The sequence below is a fragment of the Polaribacter porphyrae genome (assembly GCF_002954685.1).
Lineage (GTDB): Bacteria > Bacteroidota > Bacteroidia > Flavobacteriales > Flavobacteriaceae > Polaribacter > Polaribacter porphyrae.
This window is the reverse complement of sequence record NZ_MSCN01000001.1, coordinates 773600-793630: the sequence shown is the minus strand read 5'-3', so window position 1 is coordinate 793630 and position 20031 is coordinate 773600. Positions and strand designations below refer to the sequence as shown.

20 protein-coding genes are annotated in these 20031 nt (G+C 29.2%); 6 read left to right on the top strand and 14 right to left on the bottom strand.

What is annotated here, in order from left to right; genetic code table 11:
* Positions 1-41 precede the first annotated feature (41 nt).
* Entirely contained in the window at positions 42-2579 is a 2538-nt protein-coding gene (locus BTO18_RS03625) for an ABC transporter permease (protein WP_226788997.1), read from the bottom strand.
* The gene (locus BTO18_RS03620) at positions 2576-3268 is read right to left on the bottom strand and encodes an ABC transporter ATP-binding protein (RefSeq protein WP_105014918.1); all 693 of its coding nucleotides are present in this window, start codon (positions 3266-3268) and stop codon (positions 2576-2578) included. Before BTO18_RS03620 ends, BTO18_RS03625 begins: the two co-directional genes overlap by 4 nt.
* A gap of 102 nt (positions 3269-3370) precedes the next feature.
* Here BTO18_RS03620 and BTO18_RS03615 point away from each other — a divergent pair, with 102 nt between their 5' ends.
* A complete protein-coding gene (locus BTO18_RS03615) occupies positions 3371-4105 on the top strand; it encodes an arylesterase (RefSeq protein ID WP_105014917.1) in 735 nt (244 codons plus the stop codon).
* A 9-nt stretch (positions 4106-4114) separates the two neighbouring features.
* On the opposite strand, the gene BTO18_RS18130 is transcribed toward BTO18_RS03615, so the two are convergent.
* From BTO18_RS18130 to BTO18_RS03595, 4 genes are all read right to left on the bottom strand, one after another.
* Positions 4115-5593: an MltF family protein gene (locus BTO18_RS18130; protein WP_105014916.1), complete on the bottom strand. Its 1479-nt coding sequence runs from the start codon at positions 5591-5593 to the stop codon at positions 4115-4117.
* A 142-nt stretch (positions 5594-5735) separates the two neighbouring features.
* Positions 5736-5939, bottom strand: coding sequence for a hypothetical protein (locus tag BTO18_RS03605; protein WP_105014915.1), 204 nt, complete (start codon positions 5937-5939; stop codon positions 5736-5738).
* A 191-nt stretch (positions 5940-6130) separates the two neighbouring features.
* The gene (locus BTO18_RS03600; protein WP_105014914.1) at positions 6131-6334 is read right to left on the bottom strand and encodes a hypothetical protein; all 204 of its coding nucleotides are present in this window, start codon (positions 6332-6334) and stop codon (positions 6131-6133) included.
* Positions 6335-6429: 95 nt separating this feature from the next.
* Complete coding sequence (locus BTO18_RS03595) at positions 6430-7317, bottom strand: EamA family transporter (protein WP_105014913.1); 888 nt, start codon at positions 7315-7317, stop codon at positions 6430-6432.
* Positions 7318-7415: 98 nt separating this feature from the next.
* Here BTO18_RS03595 and BTO18_RS03590 point away from each other — a divergent pair, with 98 nt between their 5' ends.
* The 4 genes from BTO18_RS03590 to BTO18_RS17465 all read left to right on the top strand — a co-directional run bounded on the left by BTO18_RS03590 (position 7416) and on the right by BTO18_RS17465 (position 10649).
* Positions 7416-8045, top strand: a complete 630-nt coding sequence (locus tag BTO18_RS03590) for a TMEM175 family protein (RefSeq protein WP_105014912.1) — start codon at positions 7416-7418, stop codon at positions 8043-8045.
* On the top strand, positions 8032-8832 hold the full coding sequence (locus BTO18_RS03585; protein WP_105014911.1) for a LytTR family DNA-binding domain-containing protein: 801 nt from the start codon (positions 8032-8034) through the stop codon (positions 8830-8832). Before BTO18_RS03590 ends, BTO18_RS03585 begins: the two co-directional genes overlap by 14 nt.
* 93 nt (positions 8833-8925) lie before the next feature.
* Complete coding sequence (locus tag BTO18_RS03580) at positions 8926-9873, top strand: DUF5694 domain-containing protein (RefSeq protein ID WP_105014910.1); 948 nt, start codon at positions 8926-8928, stop codon at positions 9871-9873.
* Between the two features lie 545 nt (positions 9874-10418).
* Positions 10419-10649: a helix-turn-helix domain-containing protein gene (locus tag BTO18_RS17465; RefSeq protein WP_146106876.1), complete on the top strand. Its 231-nt coding sequence runs from the start codon at positions 10419-10421 to the stop codon at positions 10647-10649.
* A gap of 214 nt (positions 10650-10863) precedes the next feature.
* Here the strand turns inward: BTO18_RS17465 and hisIE are convergent, their stop codons facing one another.
* The 8 genes from hisIE to hisG all read right to left on the bottom strand — a co-directional run bounded on the left by hisIE (position 10864) and on the right by hisG (position 18549).
* Positions 10864-11463, bottom strand: coding sequence for a bifunctional phosphoribosyl-AMP cyclohydrolase/phosphoribosyl-ATP diphosphatase HisIE (gene hisIE, locus BTO18_RS03575; RefSeq protein WP_105014909.1), 600 nt, complete (start codon positions 11461-11463; stop codon positions 10864-10866).
* Between the two features lie 125 nt (positions 11464-11588).
* On the bottom strand, positions 11589-12344 hold the full coding sequence (gene hisF / locus BTO18_RS03570) for an imidazole glycerol phosphate synthase subunit HisF (RefSeq protein WP_105014908.1): 756 nt from the start codon (positions 12342-12344) through the stop codon (positions 11589-11591).
* Between the two features lie 82 nt (positions 12345-12426).
* Entirely contained in the window at positions 12427-13236 is an 810-nt protein-coding gene (locus tag BTO18_RS03565; protein WP_105017488.1) for a 1-(5-phosphoribosyl)-5-[(5-phosphoribosylamino)methylideneamino]imidazole-4-carboxamide isomerase, read from the bottom strand.
* Positions 13237-13289: 53 nt separating this feature from the next.
* Positions 13290-13937: an imidazole glycerol phosphate synthase subunit HisH gene (gene hisH / locus BTO18_RS03560; RefSeq protein WP_105014907.1), complete on the bottom strand. Its 648-nt coding sequence runs from the start codon at positions 13935-13937 to the stop codon at positions 13290-13292.
* A gap of 46 nt (positions 13938-13983) precedes the next feature.
* A complete protein-coding gene (gene hisB / locus BTO18_RS03555) occupies positions 13984-15123 on the bottom strand; it encodes a bifunctional histidinol-phosphatase/imidazoleglycerol-phosphate dehydratase HisB (RefSeq protein ID WP_105014906.1) in 1140 nt (379 codons plus the stop codon).
* Between the two features lie 93 nt (positions 15124-15216).
* Complete coding sequence (hisC, locus tag BTO18_RS03550) at positions 15217-16272, bottom strand: histidinol-phosphate transaminase (protein ID WP_105014905.1); 1056 nt, start codon at positions 16270-16272, stop codon at positions 15217-15219.
* 38 nt (positions 16273-16310) lie between these two features.
* A complete protein-coding gene (hisD, locus tag BTO18_RS03545; protein WP_105014904.1) occupies positions 16311-17594 on the bottom strand; it encodes a histidinol dehydrogenase in 1284 nt (427 codons plus the stop codon).
* A 97-nt stretch (positions 17595-17691) separates the two neighbouring features.
* Positions 17692-18549: an ATP phosphoribosyltransferase gene (gene hisG, locus BTO18_RS03540; RefSeq protein WP_105014903.1), complete on the bottom strand. Its 858-nt coding sequence runs from the start codon at positions 18547-18549 to the stop codon at positions 17692-17694.
* 490 nt (positions 18550-19039) lie between these two features.
* Between hisG and BTO18_RS03535 the strand changes: the two genes are divergently transcribed.
* Positions 19040-19963, top strand: a complete 924-nt coding sequence (locus BTO18_RS03535; RefSeq protein ID WP_105014902.1) for a hypothetical protein — start codon at positions 19040-19042, stop codon at positions 19961-19963.
* Positions 19964-20031: the final 68 nt, after the last annotated feature.

Here is a 20031-nt window from a genome sequence, read left to right as displayed (position 1 = left end):
GTATTAGATAAATTGAATTGTTTATTAGTAATATTAAAATTCTAAACCTCTTTCCTCAAAACCTCTAAAGGCGGACTTTGCAACACCGATTTTAAATTACTCAATCCAATTACAACTACTAAAAATGTGATTGCTGGGAGAAACACCACAAAAGGAATACTTGATGGAATAAAAGGTTCTTTAAACAAAAAAGTCGCTAATAATTGACTACCTATTAGCGATAATAAAATTCCTGTTAAACTTCCTAAAATACCTAAATATACATATTCTAAAGCTGTGATTTGTAAAATCTGTTTGCTTTTGGCACCCAAAGTACGTAGTAATACACTTTCTTTTATTCGCTGGTATTTACTGTTTCTCACTGAACCAATCAACACTATAAAACCAGTAAGAATGCTAAAAAATGCCATAAAATTGATAACCCAAGAAACTTTATTTAAAATATCTTCGATAATGGTAAATACTTGGCGTAAATCTAAAATGGTAACATTTGGGAAGTTCTTTACCAAATTTCGTTGTAAATCTGCTGAAACTTCTTCGTTTGGAGCATAAGTAGTCATCACATTAAATTGAGGTGCTTTTTCTAAAACTCCTGTTGGAAACAAAATTAAAAAATTAACCTGCATACTACTCCAATCTACTTTTCTAATACTCCCAACTTTAGTATCCATTAAAACTCCTTGAATGTTAAACGTTACCTTATCCTCTAACTTTAGATTTGCATCTCTTGCAAGACTTTCTGATATTGAAATTGGTACAATATTTTGCCCATTTGCTTTGCCAGTAAACTCACCTTCTAGTAGTTCTTCAGTTTCAGCTAATGCATCTCTATATGTAACTCTGAATTCGCGATTTAACATCCATCTTCGCATTTTTATAGTTGTATCTTTTCTAATTTCATTTGCGGTTTTACCACGAATTTTCTCAATTCGCATTGTAATAATTGGAATGTTATCGATAACTTCTAAATCGTTAGCTTTAAAATGGGTTAACAATGCCTTTTCTTGATTACGCTGTACATCCATTAAAATGATATTTGCATCTATTTTTTTATCCTCTAAAGATGTTTTATATAGTAAAATATCTTTGGTAAAATATAAGGTGCTAATCAAAAAAGTGCCTAAACCTATAGCCACAACCAAGACCATTGTTTGGTTATTAGGTCTAAATAAATTTAATAAACTTTGCCTACTAGTAAATCCCCAAGAAGTAGGAAAAAACTTTTTAATCAATTTAATAAATACATTTGAAATTCCTGCAACAATAGCAAATGTGATGAAAATTCCGATAGTAAAAAGAATTCCATTAAAAGCACTTTTTAGCATCCAGAATGAAAATAAAAAGATAAAAAGTAGAATTGCCATAAAAACTAAAATTCTTGCTTTTTTAGGTTTCTGTTCATTTTCTTCTTGGCCTCTTAAAACTTCTAGAGGCGATACATACCAAGTGCCTAAAAGTGGTAATAATGCAAATAAAACCGACATTAAAATGCCTAAAGCAATTCCCATTAAAATGGGTTGAAAAGAAATTGATACTTCTACTGCAAATGGTAAAAACTCTTCTAAAATATAAGGAAAAGCGAATTGCAAAGCTATTCCTATAGATGAGCCAATAATACCACCAATCAATCCAATTCCTAGTATTTGAATCATATAGATTAAGAAAGATTGTTTTCTTGAAGCTCCTAAACATTTTAAAACAGCTACATTTTTAAGCTTTTCTTTAATGTAAATATGTACTGAACTTGCAATACCAATACAACCCAATAATAAAGCAATAAAAGCAACCAAGTTTAAAAAGCGACTAACATTTTCATATCTTCTACCTAAATTTCGACTGGTGCTAGTATGTGTATCTAAATCTGCATTTTCATCATCTAAAACAGGGTCAATTTCTTTGTCTAATAACTCCAAATCCATATCTGGAGCTTTAAAGAAATATTGATATTCGGTTCTACTACCTAATTGCAATAATTCAGTTTTTTCTAAAAAACGATAAGGAATGATAACAGTAGGTGCAACCGAAGAAGAAATGGCTGTACTACCTGGAATAGATTTTAATGCACCAAGAATCGGAAACGTAACTTTACCTAATTTTATAGAATCGCCTGGTTTTAAATTGTATTGTAATAATAGAGTAGCATCAACTAAAGCACCTCCTAATTCTTGATAAGTGCTTTCTGCATTTTCAGGGACAGTTGTTAATTTTCCATAGAAAGGAAAAGCACCTTCTATAGCTCTTACTTTCACCAATTTTGTGTCTTCATTTTTTGGGAAAGCTGCCATTGATACAAAATTGACTTCTGATGCATCTGCACCTAAAGAATCTATAATTGCTTGTACTTTTTCTGTGGGCTTTTGCCTGCTATCAATAATAAAATCAGCACCCATTAACGATTTGGACTGTTTTTTAATATTATCTTTTAAATTACCACTAAATAGTTGAATGGAAACCACAGCTGCAATTCCTAAAATTATGGATGCCATAAAAAGCATCAATCTAGAAAGGCTTGCTTTCCCATCTCTCCAAGCCATTTTAAAAAGCCATTTTAACCCTGCTTTTGATTGTAAGTTGCTCATTTAACTAAAGCTGTTTTTTCATTTGAAATTACCTTCCCTCCTTTTAAACGTAAAATTTGTTGGGTTCTGTTGGCTAAATCCAAATCGTGGGTTATAATTACCAAAGTTGTTCCAGCTTCTTTATTCAAATCAAAAAGTAATTGAATTACTTTTTCACCTGTTTCTTCATCTAAATTTCCAGTAGGTTCATCAGCAAATAATATTGATGGTTTGTTAGAAAATGCTCTAGCCAAAGCAACTCTTTGTTGCTCACCTCCAGATAATTGTGTTGGATAATGATGCAACCTATCTGCTAAACCAACTTTGGTTAACAATTCCTTTCCGAATTTAGCTGCATTTTTATTACCCTGCAATTCTAAAGGCACAATTACATTTTCTAAAGCTGTTAACGTAGGCAATAATTGAAAATTTTGGAAAATAAAACCAACATTTTTATTTCTTAATTCAGCACGTTCATCTTCGTTTAAATCTTCTAAAGAAGTACCACACAATTCTATAGATCCAGAAGTTTGGTGGTCTAAACCTGCACACAGGCCTAATAAAGTCGTTTTTCCACTTCCAGAAGGACCAACTATCGAGAAAATACTTCCTTCTTCTACTTCAAAGGAAATATTTTTTAATACTGTTAATTGTTTAGAACCACTAGTGTAAGTTTTCTCTAAATGATTAATCTTTAATATCTTTGGCATTAATATCTATTTAATTAAAAGTTATTCCTTTTGGTTTTAACCAAAAGATTTTCGTTGAAATTGTTATTCTCGCAAAAAGAGAATCCATAAAATATACTAATATTGAAAAATAATCATTTAACAAAGAATATCATCAATCAAACAAAAACAATTTTCTTAAAATTCTGTTATTTTTCTCTATTGATTTTATTGATTTCTTGTAAAACCGATACAACTAAAAAAGAAGATTTATCAGAAAAAAATAAAACTGAAATTGAAGTTAAAAAGGATGAACAAACTACCTTAAAAAGAATTGTTTTTTTTGGGGATAGTTTAACTGCTGGTTATGGTTTGGATGACTTGGAAGATGCTTTTCCTAGCCTTATCCAAAATAAAATAGATTCGTTAGGATTAGGATATAGTGTTGTTAATTCAGGCATTAGTGGTGAAACTACAGCAGGTGGAAAAAACAGGATTGATTGGGTTTTAAATCAAAAACCAGATATTTTTATTTTAGAATTAGGGGCAAACGATGGTTTACGTGGTGTGCCATTATCTGAAACTAAAAAGAATTTACAATATATGATTGATGCTGTACAAAAGAAATATCCAGAGACTAAAATTCTGTTGGCTGGTATGCAAATTCCACCGAATTTTGGACAAGAATATACTTCTGAATTTAAAAACATATTTCCAACTTTGGCAAAGAAAAATAATATTGCTTTAATTCCTTTTTTGTTAGAAAATGTTGGTGGTGTTCCTAGTTTAAATCAAGCAGATGGTATTCATCCTACAAAAAAAGGGCATCAAATCTTGGCAAATAATGTTTGGGAAGTTTTAAAGACCGTTTTGAAATAAATTATCATTTTATTCAGCTATTAACTCGTTTTCTTTTTCTGAAATAAACTGCTTATAGTGTTGATAACGCTCATAAATTTGATTTACATAATTTACGGGTTCTCTACCTCTTACATAACCATATTTGATAAAATCTTTATTATAGTTAATTGGCAAACGTAAATCTAAAAGTGCCTTCTCTACATTGTTTTCCCAAATTAAAGGATTTAAACCATTTGCTTCTGCTAAACGTTGCGCATCTCTTACATGACCATAACCACAATTAAATGAAGCGAGAGTTAACTTTGTTCTATTCAATTCATCAGTAATATCTGTAAAACGCTCGTAAATTTGGTTTAAATAAGTAGTACCACCTCTTATACTTTCTATGGGATTTGTAATATCTTTAATCCCTAAATCTTTAGCTGTGCCTGGCATAACTTGCATTAACCCTTTTGCACCAGCCCAAGATTTTGCTTTGGGATCAAATTTAGATTCTTGATAAACTTGAGAGGCTAATAATCGCCAATCCCAACCTAATTTTTCAGTATATTTTTTAATCAAATCATCATATTTACTAATTTGATTATTGGTTAAACTATAGTAATCACTTTTAATTCGTCTTTTAAAAAAACGTTTATTCTTAAAATACTTGTTATAAATAACAAAATAGCTTGTTTTTTTTCGTTGTTGCAAAATCCAGTTGTTTACAGCATTTCTAAAATCAACTGATTTTTTTCTAGTTACCCATGCAATTCGTTGTGAAAATGAAATAGGCACATCAATTTTTAAAATTGGATTACTACTAGCATTAATCCTTGCCAAATTTTCATCAGCAATTGTGTATTTAATTTCACCATCTGCAACCATATCCATTATTTCTGCAGTAGATAATCTACTATCTAATGTATCTATATATATCTTACCTCCTATTTCGTTTGATAAACTCATTAAACGCTCATAATACGCAGAATTTCTTCTAATAGAAACTGTATCTCCAATCAAATCTATTGGGTCATCAATTAATTGCTTTTGTAATGCTCCCCAAGAAATAGTTCTAAAATTATCTGGCTTTTTTTGTACTAAAACTTGTTTTGTTAAATATAAATACTCTGTAAAATCAACTTCCCATTTTCGTTGATTGGTAATAGTCATTCCATGGGCTATTAAATCAACTTCTCCTTTATTTAGTACTTCAAATTGAGAATCTAAATCATCTGAAACTATAATTTCTAATTTAAGATTTAAGTGTTTTGCTAAGCGTTGCAACAATTCGTACTCAAAACCCATAGCTTGCCCTTTGTACAAAAAATAGCTAGTACTACTGTACACGACTAATGCTCTTAAAACACCATCTTTTTTTATATCATTCAAATCTCTGTTAGAAGAGTTAGCGACAATACTATTATAAACTTCAGCTTTTGGGAGTTTGTTTTTTTTAGATTTATTACAAGCTACAGATAAGAATGATAGCAGTAATAGTAGCCTTATTGAGTGCTTTAGATACATATAATTCTATAAATATAATTGAATTATATGTTAATCAAAAATATAATTTATAGTTTCCAGTTATTTTAATTGTTAATTACCAAAAAAAATACCTACAAAATTAATTGTAAGTATTTTATTAAGTTTACCAGTTTGCTAAATATTAGGCTGCATAATGGTATTTAGTATTTTCTTTTACAAAAGATTTTACAATTCCTCTATCTTTTAGATCATCCATAATATTATACAATGATAGAATCATTGAAATAGTATCAACCTTTTTAAGGATTTCAAAACTTGTTAGTGGTTTTTCGCTAATTGCATTTACTACAGATAGTTGATCATCTGTTAAATTATATTGTTTCATAGTTTATTATTTTTAACAAAGTAAATCTACAATTAATAATTTAATATTCTTGTAAAATTAGATAAACGTAGCAGTATATTGTATGAATGACTTTTTTTTATGGATAAATAGTAAAAGCAAAAAACGTTGCTTTATTTGCTATTGTAGCAAATTAAACAACGTTTATTACATTTAAACAAAGATAAGATAGCTTATGCAGCGTAATGATATCTAATATTTTGTTTTATGTAACTTTTTAGCACACCTTTAGTTGCTAACTTATCTAAAATATTATACAAAGATAATATCATTGATATGTTATCTACTTTTTTTAAAATCTCGTAACTTGGAAGGTGTTCTTCTTTTACAGCATTTAAAACTGACTGCTCTACAGCAGATAGGTCTGATTGTTTCATAGGGGTTATGATTTAAGGGTTTTTAAGTTATACAAATATACATATTTTTTTAAATAAACAAAATATAAATGATTTTTTAGTGATATCTTAACATATTACTTTCTCTTTCTTGAAGTTATAAAATAAACTCCAGTTAATAAAATACCAGAAGCGATTATTGATTGCATTGATAACCTTTCATTCAAAAAATACCATCCCATAAATAATGCTATTACAGGATTTACATACGCAGAAGTGGCTACTTTTTCTGTAGATACATTTTTTAATAAAAAGTTAAAAGCTGTAAAGGCAATTAAACCTCCAAAAACAATTAAAAGTAGCATTGCTATTTGTACATTAATACTCCATTTAGTTGGATAAATCCATTGTTCATTAAAGCTAAAACTAGCCAAGAACAATACAAAACCTGCAAATAACATTTGATAGCCAGTACTTACTAAAAAACTTTTTGGCACATCTGCTTTGGATACAAATACACTACCATAGCTCCAGCTCAACACACAAGTTAGCATCATAAATATACCTAATAAAGTACCTTCTGAAGTGGTTAATTCTTTTTGACTTACTAATAAATACATCCCCAAAAGTCCAAGAATAACTCCAATAATTGACTTTCTTTGTAAAGGTTTTCTATCTATTAATCTCATCAAAAAAAGAACAAATAACGGTTGAGTTGATGCAATTAACGCACCAAAACCACTATCAACATATTTTAATGCCCAAACAAAAACTCCATTTCCATATACTAAAAAGAAAAAAGAGGCAATCATTGAATTTAAGAACTGTTTTTTTGAAATCTTAAAAGAGTGCTTTAATATTAATGCTAAAAAAACCATTAATAAACCCGCTACAAAAAAACGAATAGAAGCTAAAAAAAAGGGAGGCAACTCTGTAACAGCAACTTTATTAAATAAATATGTTGAACCCCAAACTACATATATTGCAATAAAGGAGAATATGATGAGTAGTTTATGTTTTTTCAAATAAAATAATTTAAGTTACAAAAATACTATAAAATCAACCATACTAAATTTTAATTATTAGCTTCATAAGTTTATATTTGAGTATTAAATTTGTTTAAATGAAGGAAACTTTTGATAAAGCAAGAGTAATTAGTTTTAGTGATGCTGTTTTTTCTATTGCTATGACTTTATTGGTTCTTGAAGTTGTGATACCTAGCTATAAAGAATTAAAAACAAGGGATACTTTGTTGATTTTACAAAATAGAATTCCAAGTTTTATTGGTTTAATAGTTAGTTTTATGGTTACAGCTTTATATTGGATAGCACACATGAGAATTATGAAATATGCTTCTACTATTGATAAAAAAATATTGTGGTACAACATATTTCTATTATTTTTTATAGTACTCCTTCCTTTTTCTACCGCTTTTTATGTAAAAGGTTTTTTATTAGAAGGTCCTTTTGCGTTTTATTGTTTTAATTTGGCTGCCATAGGTTTTTTTAATTTTTTACTTAATGTGTATATTCCAAAAAAAGAAAAAGGAAAAACAGGGGTTACACCAGAATTCGCAAAATTTATAAAATACAGGGCTTTTAACGCTTTTTTAGTATGGACTTTAGCTGGTTTTTTGGCATTTTATTTACCATGGGTTGCTCGTTTTTTATTCATTTTTTTATTTATAGTTGAAGCAATAATGGCTAAAGTTTATAATCGTAAAAAATTACGTAAAGCAGATGTTGAATCGTAAATATCCTTTTGACCCATCATTGAAGCATCATATAATAATTGCTTTAGGTTTAGCAGTTTGGATTTTTGTGTTTCTATATTATACAGAACCTTTGGACGTTGGAGAGTTTAGAGATGAAGAAAAATTCTCTTTTTTAATTGGTTATAGTTGTATTGGAGGTTTAAGTTATCTACTATTCTTACCTTTTCAGTATTTGATTTTAAAAAAAAGTGCCAATAATTGGACAATATTCAATGAATTTTTGTTCCTATTTACTTTTAGTATCTGTACAATTACCGTTTCAAGATTATTTTATCTTTATGTTGTAATGGCAAATGAGAGAAATCCATACGGATTATGGTATATGCTTATTAGTATTTTTTTACCTGCAATCGCAACGATTTTACCCATTATCATTTTTGGGCGATTTGCATTTGGAAAATATAAAAATAAACAAACCGAAGCTAAAAAAATAGAGATTAAAGGAGAAGGAAATTATGAAGGCTTACGATTGTTTTTTAACGATATTATTTGCATCCAATCTTCAGATAATTATATCGAAGTTTTTTACTTAAATGGAAATGAGTTGAAAAAAACTTTAATCAGAAATAAACTTTCTGTAATTGCTGATGAATTTCCTGAACTTTTAAGAACACATCGTTCTTACATCATTAATCCTTATCACTTTTTGCAGTGGAAAACTGAAAGAGGAAAATTATTTGCAGAGTTAACAACTTCTATTTTTACCCCAATATCTAATACTTACAAAAATGAAGTAAAATCGATTCTAAATTCTACCACAGAATAGTTTAATTTCACCCCAAACACTTGTTATTATTGAGTTTAATTAATTTTGATTTCTAGTTTTGTATCAGAAAGTTTAATCACAAAATTTAGAATTATGAAAACTCAAATTGTATTAATTAGTATTTTTATTTTATCAATCTTTAATGTATCAGCACAGAAACAACAACAAGAAATTGTAATTGTAGGCACAATGCATACTGTACCAAAAATTGTAAAAAAAAGTTATAAACCTATGTTACGTTTTGCGAAAAAATACAATCCTGAAGCAATTTATGTAGAATCGCCCATGGCAAAAGATGATAAATCTTGGGAATATTTAAAAAATGGATGGTCTAAAAATTATCAACAATTTTATAAATTATCAGACTCTTTAAAATCATCATTTAATTTTGATGAAAAGAAATACCATAAATTGTCTTTAAAAAAGTTTGTTGCATTAACAAAAGAAGAAATTCAATACCTAATCACCTCTTCTGCTTATAAGAGAGATAATGGAAATTATGAATTATATCAATATTTATTAAAATATGGTATTAATGGAGCTAAAAGGCCAACAAGACATGAAGATGGTGATTTAACCTATAAATTAGCGCTAGCAAAGAATTTGAGAGTTAAAAATATGGATGATCAACAAACTAATAAGGAATATCATATTGCATGGGACAAATGTGTAAAGGAAGGAAGTAAAAATGGAAGTAATGCAGCAGGAAGTAAAATTAATAAAAAACAATATAGTGCTGCTAAAATTCCTGCAATTTTTAGAAAACTAGGAAAACATACCAATAAAAGAAAATCTTTAGAAGGTTTACATAAAATGAGCTCTTTTAGCTATGTTACACAAGACACAAAAGGTTGTCTGGAAGGGAGAAAATATTGGAACGAACGTAATATGAGAATGGCGAAAAATATTGCAAACCAAGTTTTGGAATCTGGTAAAGTCAAAAATATTGTAATGGTAGGAGCTTCTCATGTAATTGGTTTAGAGAAAGAATTGGAAAAAAATTATCCAAATTTGAAAGTAATTCTAATGAACGAGTATTAAACTTTCTATTTTCTAAAAAAAAAATCTAGATTATGTGATATTATATAAAACTAAAAACCCTCCAGATTCAAGAGGGTTTTATTATTGTTTTTTTTATAAAAACTGACTGATCAACAGATATTATAAAAACACAACTTTAATAATATTAAAGATTTACATATTTTTTTCAAAATATATAAAGAGCTTTGAAAAAAATTAAAAAATGATTAAAAAACACTGCAGTTATTTTTTATTTAGAATTAAGAAATATAGATTAATTTTACTTTCTATAATCCTAAAACATTAAATCAACTTTTCTCCATTCAACTAGCTAATGCAATAGGCTAGATGCTAAAAACACAATGTTTAACTAATGGTGTAAATATTAAACAATTAAATGTTTCTAACAATTATTAAGTCTATTATAACTATTAATCCTTACATTTTATTTTTAAAATAATGTTTTTTTAAAATAAAAAAACTAAAAACCCTGATATTAAGATTATTAAATTTAATTTTTAGTTTTGTCACGTCCTAAGATAGTGTTATACCAAAACATTATAACTATGGATTCAAATTACAAAAAGTGTACCCAAAAAGATTACAGTTTAAGTCTAAAACTTCAGATAGTACAAGAGATTGAACAAGGATTGTTAACCCCAATGCAAGCCACAAACAAATATGGCGTACAAGCTAGATCTACGATTCGAACTTGGTTAAAAAAATATGGTAACTTTGATTATCAATATACAACCCAACAAGGTATGTCTAAAACTCCTGTGAAGCTATTACAATAACCCAACTAATACCATAATACATTTCACTTGTTTTTATATTTTCTGCTTTATCTCTCACTGCTTTTTGTAATGAAATAACAGCATAAACTCCAGGATTGCAAAAGAGAAAGAAGATATTTTTATGATGAGTTTCTATGCTTGGCTAAAAGCAAAAATGACCAAACAAGAAGTATATCGTGTTACTCTAGATTTGATAAATAAATAGGTTTTTAGCTTATTTCTGCCTTTTCATCAATTCAGCTTCAATATCTTTTAAAGTAAAACCTTTTGCTTGTAATAGCATTAAGTAATGAAATAATAAATCTGCAGATTCATATAAAAACAATTCATCATTATTATCCATTGCTTCTATAACAGTTTCTACAGCCTCCTCTCCTACTTTTTGAGCTATTTTATTAATTCCTTTTGAAAATAATGAAGCTACATAAGATTTTTGAGTGTCTTTGTTGGAAACTCTTTCTGCAATTACATTTTCTAAAGTTGATAAAAAACCAAAGTTTGAATTATTTTCTTCATTCCAACAAGTATCTGAACCTTTGTGGCAAGTTGATCCTTTTGGATTGACGAAAATCAACAAAGTATCATTATCACAATCTAGTTTTAAATCTACTAAATTTAGAACATTACCACTTTCTTCACCTTTGGTCCAAAGTCGATTTTTAGTTCTACTAAAAAAAGTAACCAACTTTGTTTCTTGCGTTTTGGCAAAAGCTTCTTCATTCATATACCCTAGCATCAGAACATTTTTGGTTGTTGCATCTTGAATAATTGCAGGTACTAAACCGTCGTTATTTTTATTGAAATCGATGTTCATAATTTTTATTTATACTGTCAGTTCGAGTAATTTCGATTTTTCATCGAAATTGTATCGAGAACCTTTAACTACTTCTCGATACAATTTTTTCGTTCCTCAAAAATTACTCGAAGAGACAATTTGTATTATATTCTCACAGGAATATTTCTTTTTTTCAATTCTTGTTTTAACTCTAAAATGGGAATTTCTCCAAAATGAAAAACACTTGCTGCTAAAGCTGCATCTGCTTTGCCTTTTTTAAATGTGTCAACAAAATGTTGAACAGTACCTGCACCACCAGAAGCAATAATTGGGATATTTACCAATGATGATAAACGTGATAAAGCTTCATTCGCAAAACCTGTTTTAGTACCATCATGATTCATAGACGTAAATAAAATTTCTCCTGCTCCACGTTCTTCTACTTCTTTAGCCCAATCAAATAATTTTATGTCTGTAGGAATGGTTCCTCCAGCCAAATGTACAAACCATTCTTCATTAATTTGTTTCGCATCAATAGCTACAACCACACATTGACTTCCAAATTTTTGAGACAATTCATTAATTAAATCTGGTCTTTTTACAGCAGAGGAATTTATAGAAACTTTATCTGCTCCACATTTTAATAAGGCATCTACGTGTTCTACAGAAGAAATTCCACCACCAACTGTAAATGGAATATTTACTTGTTCAGCTACCTTTAAAACCATATCTAAAGTAGTTCCTCTATTTTCTAAAGTTGCTGCAATGTCTAAAAACACTAATTCGTCTGCTCCTAATGCAGCATATTGTTTTGCTAAAACTACAGGATCACCAGCATCTATTAAATTAACGAAATTGACACCTTTTACAGTTCTTCCGTTTTTAATATCTAAACAAGGTACTATTCTTTTTGTAAGCATTTTATTTTCTTCTAGTCATTACTAATGAAATAAAGCAATCTGTTTTCTAATAGAGAGATTGCTTCGTAAACTCGCAATGACATTAATTACTAATTATAAATTGTTCTAATTGTTTTAGGCTAATTTTATTCTCATAAATCGCTTTTCCAATAATTACACCTTCGCAACCATTTTCTGCCAATTTAGGTAATTCATCAAAAGTTGATATTCCTCCTGAAGCAATTAGTTTGATGTTACTGTTATTACGAGGATGTAAAGACGAAGTAATCTTTATATTATTTTGAGATTGCTTCATTTCATTCGCAATGATAATTTCATTTAAAATCTTTTTATATGTTTCAAAACTAGGTCCTTGTAACATGCCATCTTTAGAAATATCTGTACAAATTACATATTCAATTCCTTTCGTTTGATAATCCCTAATAAACGGAATCAATTCTAAAGAACTTTCTTCTTGCCAGCCATTGGTAGCGATTTTTCCTCCAGAATTATCAGGATAAAAATCTGCTCCTAAAATGATTTTTTCTGAACCGTATTTTTCAATCCAACTTTCAAAAATTGTTGGGTTCTTAACAGCAATACTACCTCCAGTAATTTGATTCGCTCCAGAGTTAAAAGCGATTTCTAAATCTTTATCAGACTTTAATCCACCACCAAAATCAATTTTTAAATTGGTTTTGGTTGCAATTTGTTCTAAAACTTTATAATTGATAATCTCGCTTGCTTTTGCGCCATCTAAATCTACTACATGTAGATATTCTATACCTGATGCTTCAAATGCTGCAGCAACTTCTAAAGGATTCTCATTATATATTTTCTTGGTATTGTAATCGCCTTTTGTTAAACGGACACATTTACCATCTATGATGTCTATTGCTGGTATTATACGCACTTTATTATGTTTTGCAGACCTTTCTGGTTTTAAAAACCTGAAAGGTCTTATCATTATAATTGTAAAAAATTCTTCAAAATTTGCTCTCCTGCTTTTGATGATTTCTCTGGATGAAACTGAACTCCATAAAAATTATCTTTTTGTAATGCTGATGCATATTCAATTTCATAATCGGTTTTGGCAATCATTTCTTTGCATTGCTCTGCATAAAAACTATGTACCAAATACATATATTCATTTTCTTTTATTCCTTTGAATAAATCTGATTGCAGATTTTTAATTATATTCCACCCCATTTGTGGAACTTTTACTTTATTTGAAAATTTTTTTACTTCTACATCAAAAATTCCCAATCCTTTTGTATTTCCTTCTTCTGTTGAATTGCACATTAATTGCATTCCTAAACAAATTCCTAAAACAGGTTGCTTTAAAGTAGATATTATTTTATCTAAACCACTTTCTTTTAACATTTTCATAGCAGTACTTGCTTCTCCAACTCCTGGGAAAATTACTTTATCAGCAGCACAAATTTCATCAATATTACTAGTTAAAATTGCGTCAATTCCTAACCTTTTAAAAGCAAATTGAATACTTTTAATATTACCTGCTCCGTAATTTATAATTACAAGGCCTCCTCCAACTCCTCCAAAGGAGGAGAGTGGCTCATTGTTATGTTCTCCAGTTTCTATATATTTATTCATAATAATTCCGCAATTAATTCCTTCCCTTTGGGAAGGTTAGGATGGCTTACAACATTCCTTTTGTGCTTGGCAAAAACATCTTATCTGCATCACGTTTAACTGCCATTTTCATTGCTTTTGCAAAAGCTTTAAAAATCCCTTCTATTTTATGATGTTCGTTTGTGCCTTCTGCTTTAATATTTAGATTACATTTTGCGCCATCTGTAAATGATTTAAACAAGTGAAAAAACATTTCTGTTGGCATATCACCTATTTTTTCTCGTTTAAAATCTGCATCCCATTCTAACCAATTTCTACCACCAAAATCTACTGCTACTTGAGCCAAACAATCGTCCATAGGCAAACAGAAACCATATCTTTCTATGCCTAATTTATTTCCTAATGCTTTGTTGAATAATTCGCCAAAAGCAATCATAGTATCTTCAATAGTATGGTGTTCATCAACTTCTAAATCTCCATCAACTTTTATGGTTAAATCCATTGCTCCATGTCTACCAATTTGGTCTAACATATGATCAAAAAAATGTAACCCTGTAGAAATATCATTTTTGCCTGAACCATCTAGATTTAATTTGATGTAAATTTTAGTTTCATTGGTATTTCTGGTAATTTCTGCAACTCTATCCTCTAATTTTAAAAACTCGTAGATTTTTTGCCAATCTGTAGAAGTTAAAGCTATCGAACTATAAATCTCTTTTTTATCTGATTCAATTTCATCAGCACCTAATTCAGGGTTTTCTGAAAGGAAAATTCCTTTTGCTCCCAAGTTCTTTGCCAATTCCATGTCAGTAATTCTATCGCCCAAAACAAACGAATTTTCTAAATCATAATCTTCAGAAAAATATTTAGTTAATAAACCTGTTCTTGGTTTGCGGGTTTCTGCATTTTCATGAGGAAATGTTTTATCAATACAAACTTCAGAAAATACTACACCTTCTTTTTCAAAAGCTGAAATCACTTTATTTTGAGCAGGCCAAAAGGTTTCTTCAGGGAAAGAATCTGTTCCTAAACCATCTTGATTGGTAACCATTACCAACTCAAAATCCAATTCAGTAGCAATTTTTGCCATGTATTGAAATACTTTGGGATAATATTCTAACTTTTCTAAACTATCTAATTGGTAATCAATAGGTGGTTCTAAAACTAGGGTTCCATCTCTGTCTATAAAAAGTACTTTTTTACTCATTTTATTTAATTTTCCTGCAAGGCTTTAAAACCTTACAGGTATTTCTTTTGATGCTTTTATACCTACAAGGTTAAAAGAAACCTTGCAAAGTGTTTATTGAATCGCTTTTAAAGCACGAATCAATTTCTGATTTTCTTCGCAAATACCAACACTAATTCTTAAACAATTTTCACACAAAGGTTGGTTAGTTCTATTTCTAATCACGACTCCATATTCAATCAATTGCTGATAACGCTTATTAGCATCATCGACTTTAATCAACAAAAAATTACCATCAGATGGATACACTTTTTCAATATAACTTACACAGCATTCTAATTCTTGTTTCAGTCGCTTTCTCTCACTAATTAGTTGTTCTATTTCATTAGTAACTTCATCAAAACTTTTTAATCTTTTTAAAGCTCTTTGTTGTGTCAAATGATTAACATTATAAGGTGGTTTAATGTTGTTTAAAAATTTTATAATTTCTTTTGATGCATAACAAATGCCTAAACGTATACCTGCCAAACCATAAGCTTTAGATAAGGTTTGCGTGATAATTAAATTAGGAAATTGATTTAATTTTGAGAGCCAACTTTCTTTTTTTGAAAAGTCGATATAGGCTTCATCTAAAATGATTAAACCTTTAAATTTTGTTAATAAAACTTCTATGATCTCTGGTTTAAAACTATTACCAGTTGGATTATTTGGTGAGCATAAAAAAATTAATTTTGTATTCTTATCTGTGGTGCTTAATATTTGATCTGAATCTGGCTGAAACTCATCTTTTAGTAAAACTTTTCTATTTTCTATTGCGTTGATATTTGCTAAAACACCATACATTCCGTAAGTTGGTGGTAATGTGATAATATTATCTTTATTAGGTTCACAAAATACCCTGAAAATTAAATCTAAAACTTCATCACTTCCATTTCCTAAAAGAATATTTTCTTTTGCTATTTTTTTAGTTGTAGACAATAAGTCTTTTACTTTATTCTGTTGTGGATCTGGGTAACGATTTACTCCATTCTCAAAAGGATTTTCATTAGCATCCAAAAAAATCATATTGTCAGAACTAGCATCTTTATACTCATCTCTTGCAGATGAATAAGGTTGTAAAGATTTTATATTATCTCTTACTAAAGTGTGTATGTTAAAAGCTGTTTTCATACTTATAAGACTACTAAAATAGCCTTTTCGTTACATTTTTATGACAAATCTTTTAATCTTAATGAAACTGCATTTTTATGCGCTTGTAAGCCTTCTGCTTCTGCCATAATTTCAATTGTATTACCAATATTTTGAATACCATTTTTAGAAATTTTTTGAAATGTAATGCTCTTGGTAAAACTATCTAAATTTACTCCTGAATATGCTTTGCAAAACCCATTTGTTGGTAATGTATGATTTGTTCCTGATGCATAATCTCCAGCACTTTCTGGTGTATAATTACCAATAAATACAGAGCCAGCATTTTGGATATTATCTACATAAAAATTAGTATCATTTGTACAAACTATAAAATGTTCTGGTCCATATTCATTAATCAACTCTAAAGCAATTTCATCAGTTGAAACAAAAATAGATTTTGAATTGGCTATTGCCTTTTCTGCAATTTCCTTTCTTGGAAGTTCATGAAGTTGTTTCTCAAGTTCTCTTTCAACAGCATCAATTAGTTTCTGAGAGGTAGAAACTAAAATTACTTGACTGTCTGTACCATGTTCTGCTTGACTTAATAAATCTGATGCCACAAAATTGGCTTTTGCAGAATCATCTGCAACTACCAATAATTCACTTGGTCCTGCAGGCATATCTATTGCTACTCCATATTTTGTAGCTAATTGTTTGGCTACAGTTACAAATTGATTACCAGGACCAAATATTTTATAAACTTGTGGAATATTTTCTGTACCAAATGTTAAACCAGCAATGGCTTGTATACCTCCTACTTTTATAATTTTAGTTACGCCACATAAATTGGCTGCATATAAAATTGCAGGGTTAATTTTTCCTTCAGCATTAGGTGGAGAACATAAAACAATCTCTTTACAACCTGCAATTTGAGCAGGAATTGCCAACATTAAAACAGTTGAAAATAAAGGAGCTGTACCTCCAGGAATGTATAAACCAACTTTTTGAATTGGTCTTTTTTCTTGCCAACATTCTACTCCATTTGTAGTTTCTACAAATACTTTAGAAGTTTTTTGAGCGATATGGAAAGCAGTAATATTTTTATTTGCTAAAATGATGGCTTCTTTTAATTCATCAGAAACTAATGTTTTAGCTTCCTCGATTTCTGCTGGTGACACTAAATTATTATCTAAAGAAACACCATCAAAAAGAGATGTATATTTATCTACAGCAGCGTCTTCATTTTTTTGAACATCAGTAAATATTTGGTTGACTGTATTTTCGATGTCATCAACCGTTTTTGTAGGTCTCTCTAGAATAGTAGACCAAGTTTCTTTAACTGGATTATTTATAAATTTCATAATAAATCTTTTAGCTGTCACTGCGAGTTTACGAAGCAATCTTTTTGTTATTATAAAGATTACTTCAATCGTTCCTCATTCGTAATGACAAGCGAATTTAAAGTACCATTTTTTCGATTGGACAAACTAAAATACCTTCTGCTCCATTTGCTTTCAACTCATCTATAATTTCCCAAAACTGATTTTTTGAAATTACAGTATGTACTGAACTCCAGCCTTTTTCAGCTAATGGTAAAACTGTTGGACTCCTCATACCTGGTAAGAGTTTTAAAATATTTTCTAATTTATTATTAGGAGCATTTAATAAAATATATTTTGAGTTTCTACCTTTTAAAACAGATTGAATTCTAAACTGTATTTTCTCTAAAATTGCTTTTCTTTCTTGGTTTATTAAAGGAGAAACTGCCAAAACAGCTTCCGACTTTAACAATACTTCAATTTCTTTTAAACCATTTTTAAATAAAGTAGAGCCACTAGAAACAATATCGCAAATTCCGTCTGCTAAACCAATATTAGGTGCAATTTCTACAGAACCATTAATTTTGTGTAATTGTGCATTAATATTCTGCCCATTTAAAAACTTTTTTACAGTTTCTGGGTAAGAAGTAGCGATTCTTTTACCTGCTAAATCTTTCAAAGAATTTGCACTAGATTCTTTAGGAACCGCAATTGAAACTTTACATTTAGAAAAACCCAAACGTTCTATAAACTGAATATCATCTCCTTTTTCTATCAAAACATTCTCACCAATAATTGCTGCATCTACAACACCGTCTTTTAAATATTGTGGAATGTCTCCATTTCTTAAATAGAATACTTCAACAGGAAAATCTCTTGCAGCAGCTTTTAATTGATCTTTTCCATTATCGATAGAAATACCAATGTCTTTTAAGATTTTCATGGAATCTTCATTTAATCTTCCAGATTTTTGTACTGCAATTCTTAAGTTACTCATACGTAATTTATTATAAATTCTAAATTCTTCTATTAGATTCCCTTTTTCGAGGGAATGACAGTTTATTTGTAATCTTTTGCAATGCAAAAGAAGCGTTTTTTCAAATAAAAAAACCTGTTTGATTTGCTCAAACAGGTTTATAAATATCTTGATTTTATTCAATACATTTTTAAATCGCTTGAGAGCAATTGTAAAAATGATGGTGATGATTTTGAATAAAAGTCATTGTTTTATGATTATGTTACAAATATCTTACATTTTTGAAATAACTTCCAAATGATTTTGTAAAAAAGATTTTTAAATATCAAAATTTATCTAATTTTTAAGATTTGTTAATTATTTAAGAATAACCTTATATCTTTATGCTTGAAATTGTAAATTTAAAAATCTTACTTCGCTAACGTCGAATATAAGTCATTAAAACGACGCATATTCGTCTTAAGCGTTAGGCACAGGCCTGACAGAAATTAAACATAAAACAAAAATTATTATGAAAACAATTTTAACAGTAACCTCAATTTTACTATCACTCAATGTTTGTGCACAACTAGGAAGTGATACTGGACATGGAATCGTTAGTATCAATGGAAATACCAGCAATTATACATCTTCAATATTACGACTAGTCAAATGGTCTAATAACAATGCTCATATTGATGTAATGGATAATAAAGACTTACATCTAAATTTTTATGCTTCTGGAAACACAACGGTTGGTTATGGTGGAGGGGATTTTGAAGTAAAAAATAATTTGAAAGTCAGTGGCAAGATAAACGACCGACTTTCACTATTTACATGGGGCAACCCTAATTATGGACATACTAATAGTACACTCGTTATGAACGGAATAAGACAAAATGGGCAGTGGGAAATTCTTGGAGATGGTGCTAGGACTTCAATTGGATTGATTTCTACTGATATTTTTGGAAACATAAGATTTGTATCACATCACGATTCTTCAATAAGTAATAGTAAAACAATGACAGATGATCAATTAATTGGTCAAAACACACGAATGATTGTTGCAAATAACGGAAATGTAGCTATTTATGGAAAATTGGAATCTAAAGAAGTAAAAGTTACACTTACTCCTACAGCAGATTTTGTATTTGAGGAAAATTATAATTTACCAACATTGGATTTTATCGAAAATCATATAAAAGAAAAAAAACATCTTCCGGAAATTGCATCTGCTGAAGAGATGAAAGAAAATGGTGTTAATATTGGGGAATTCCAAATCCAGCTATTACAAAAAATAGAAGAATTAACACTTTATACCATCCAACAACAAAAAGAAATTAATTCGGAAAAAGAAAAAGTTAAAGAACTCCAAAAAGAAAATAAATCTTTAAAAAAGATTAATCTAAAACTTCTTGAATTGCAAAAAAGATTGGAGAAACTGGAAAAAAACTAAAGCCAGATACCTAACACCGGTAATCGTTGCACAACCCTCTAAAAAATCAAAAAAATATTTTTATGAAG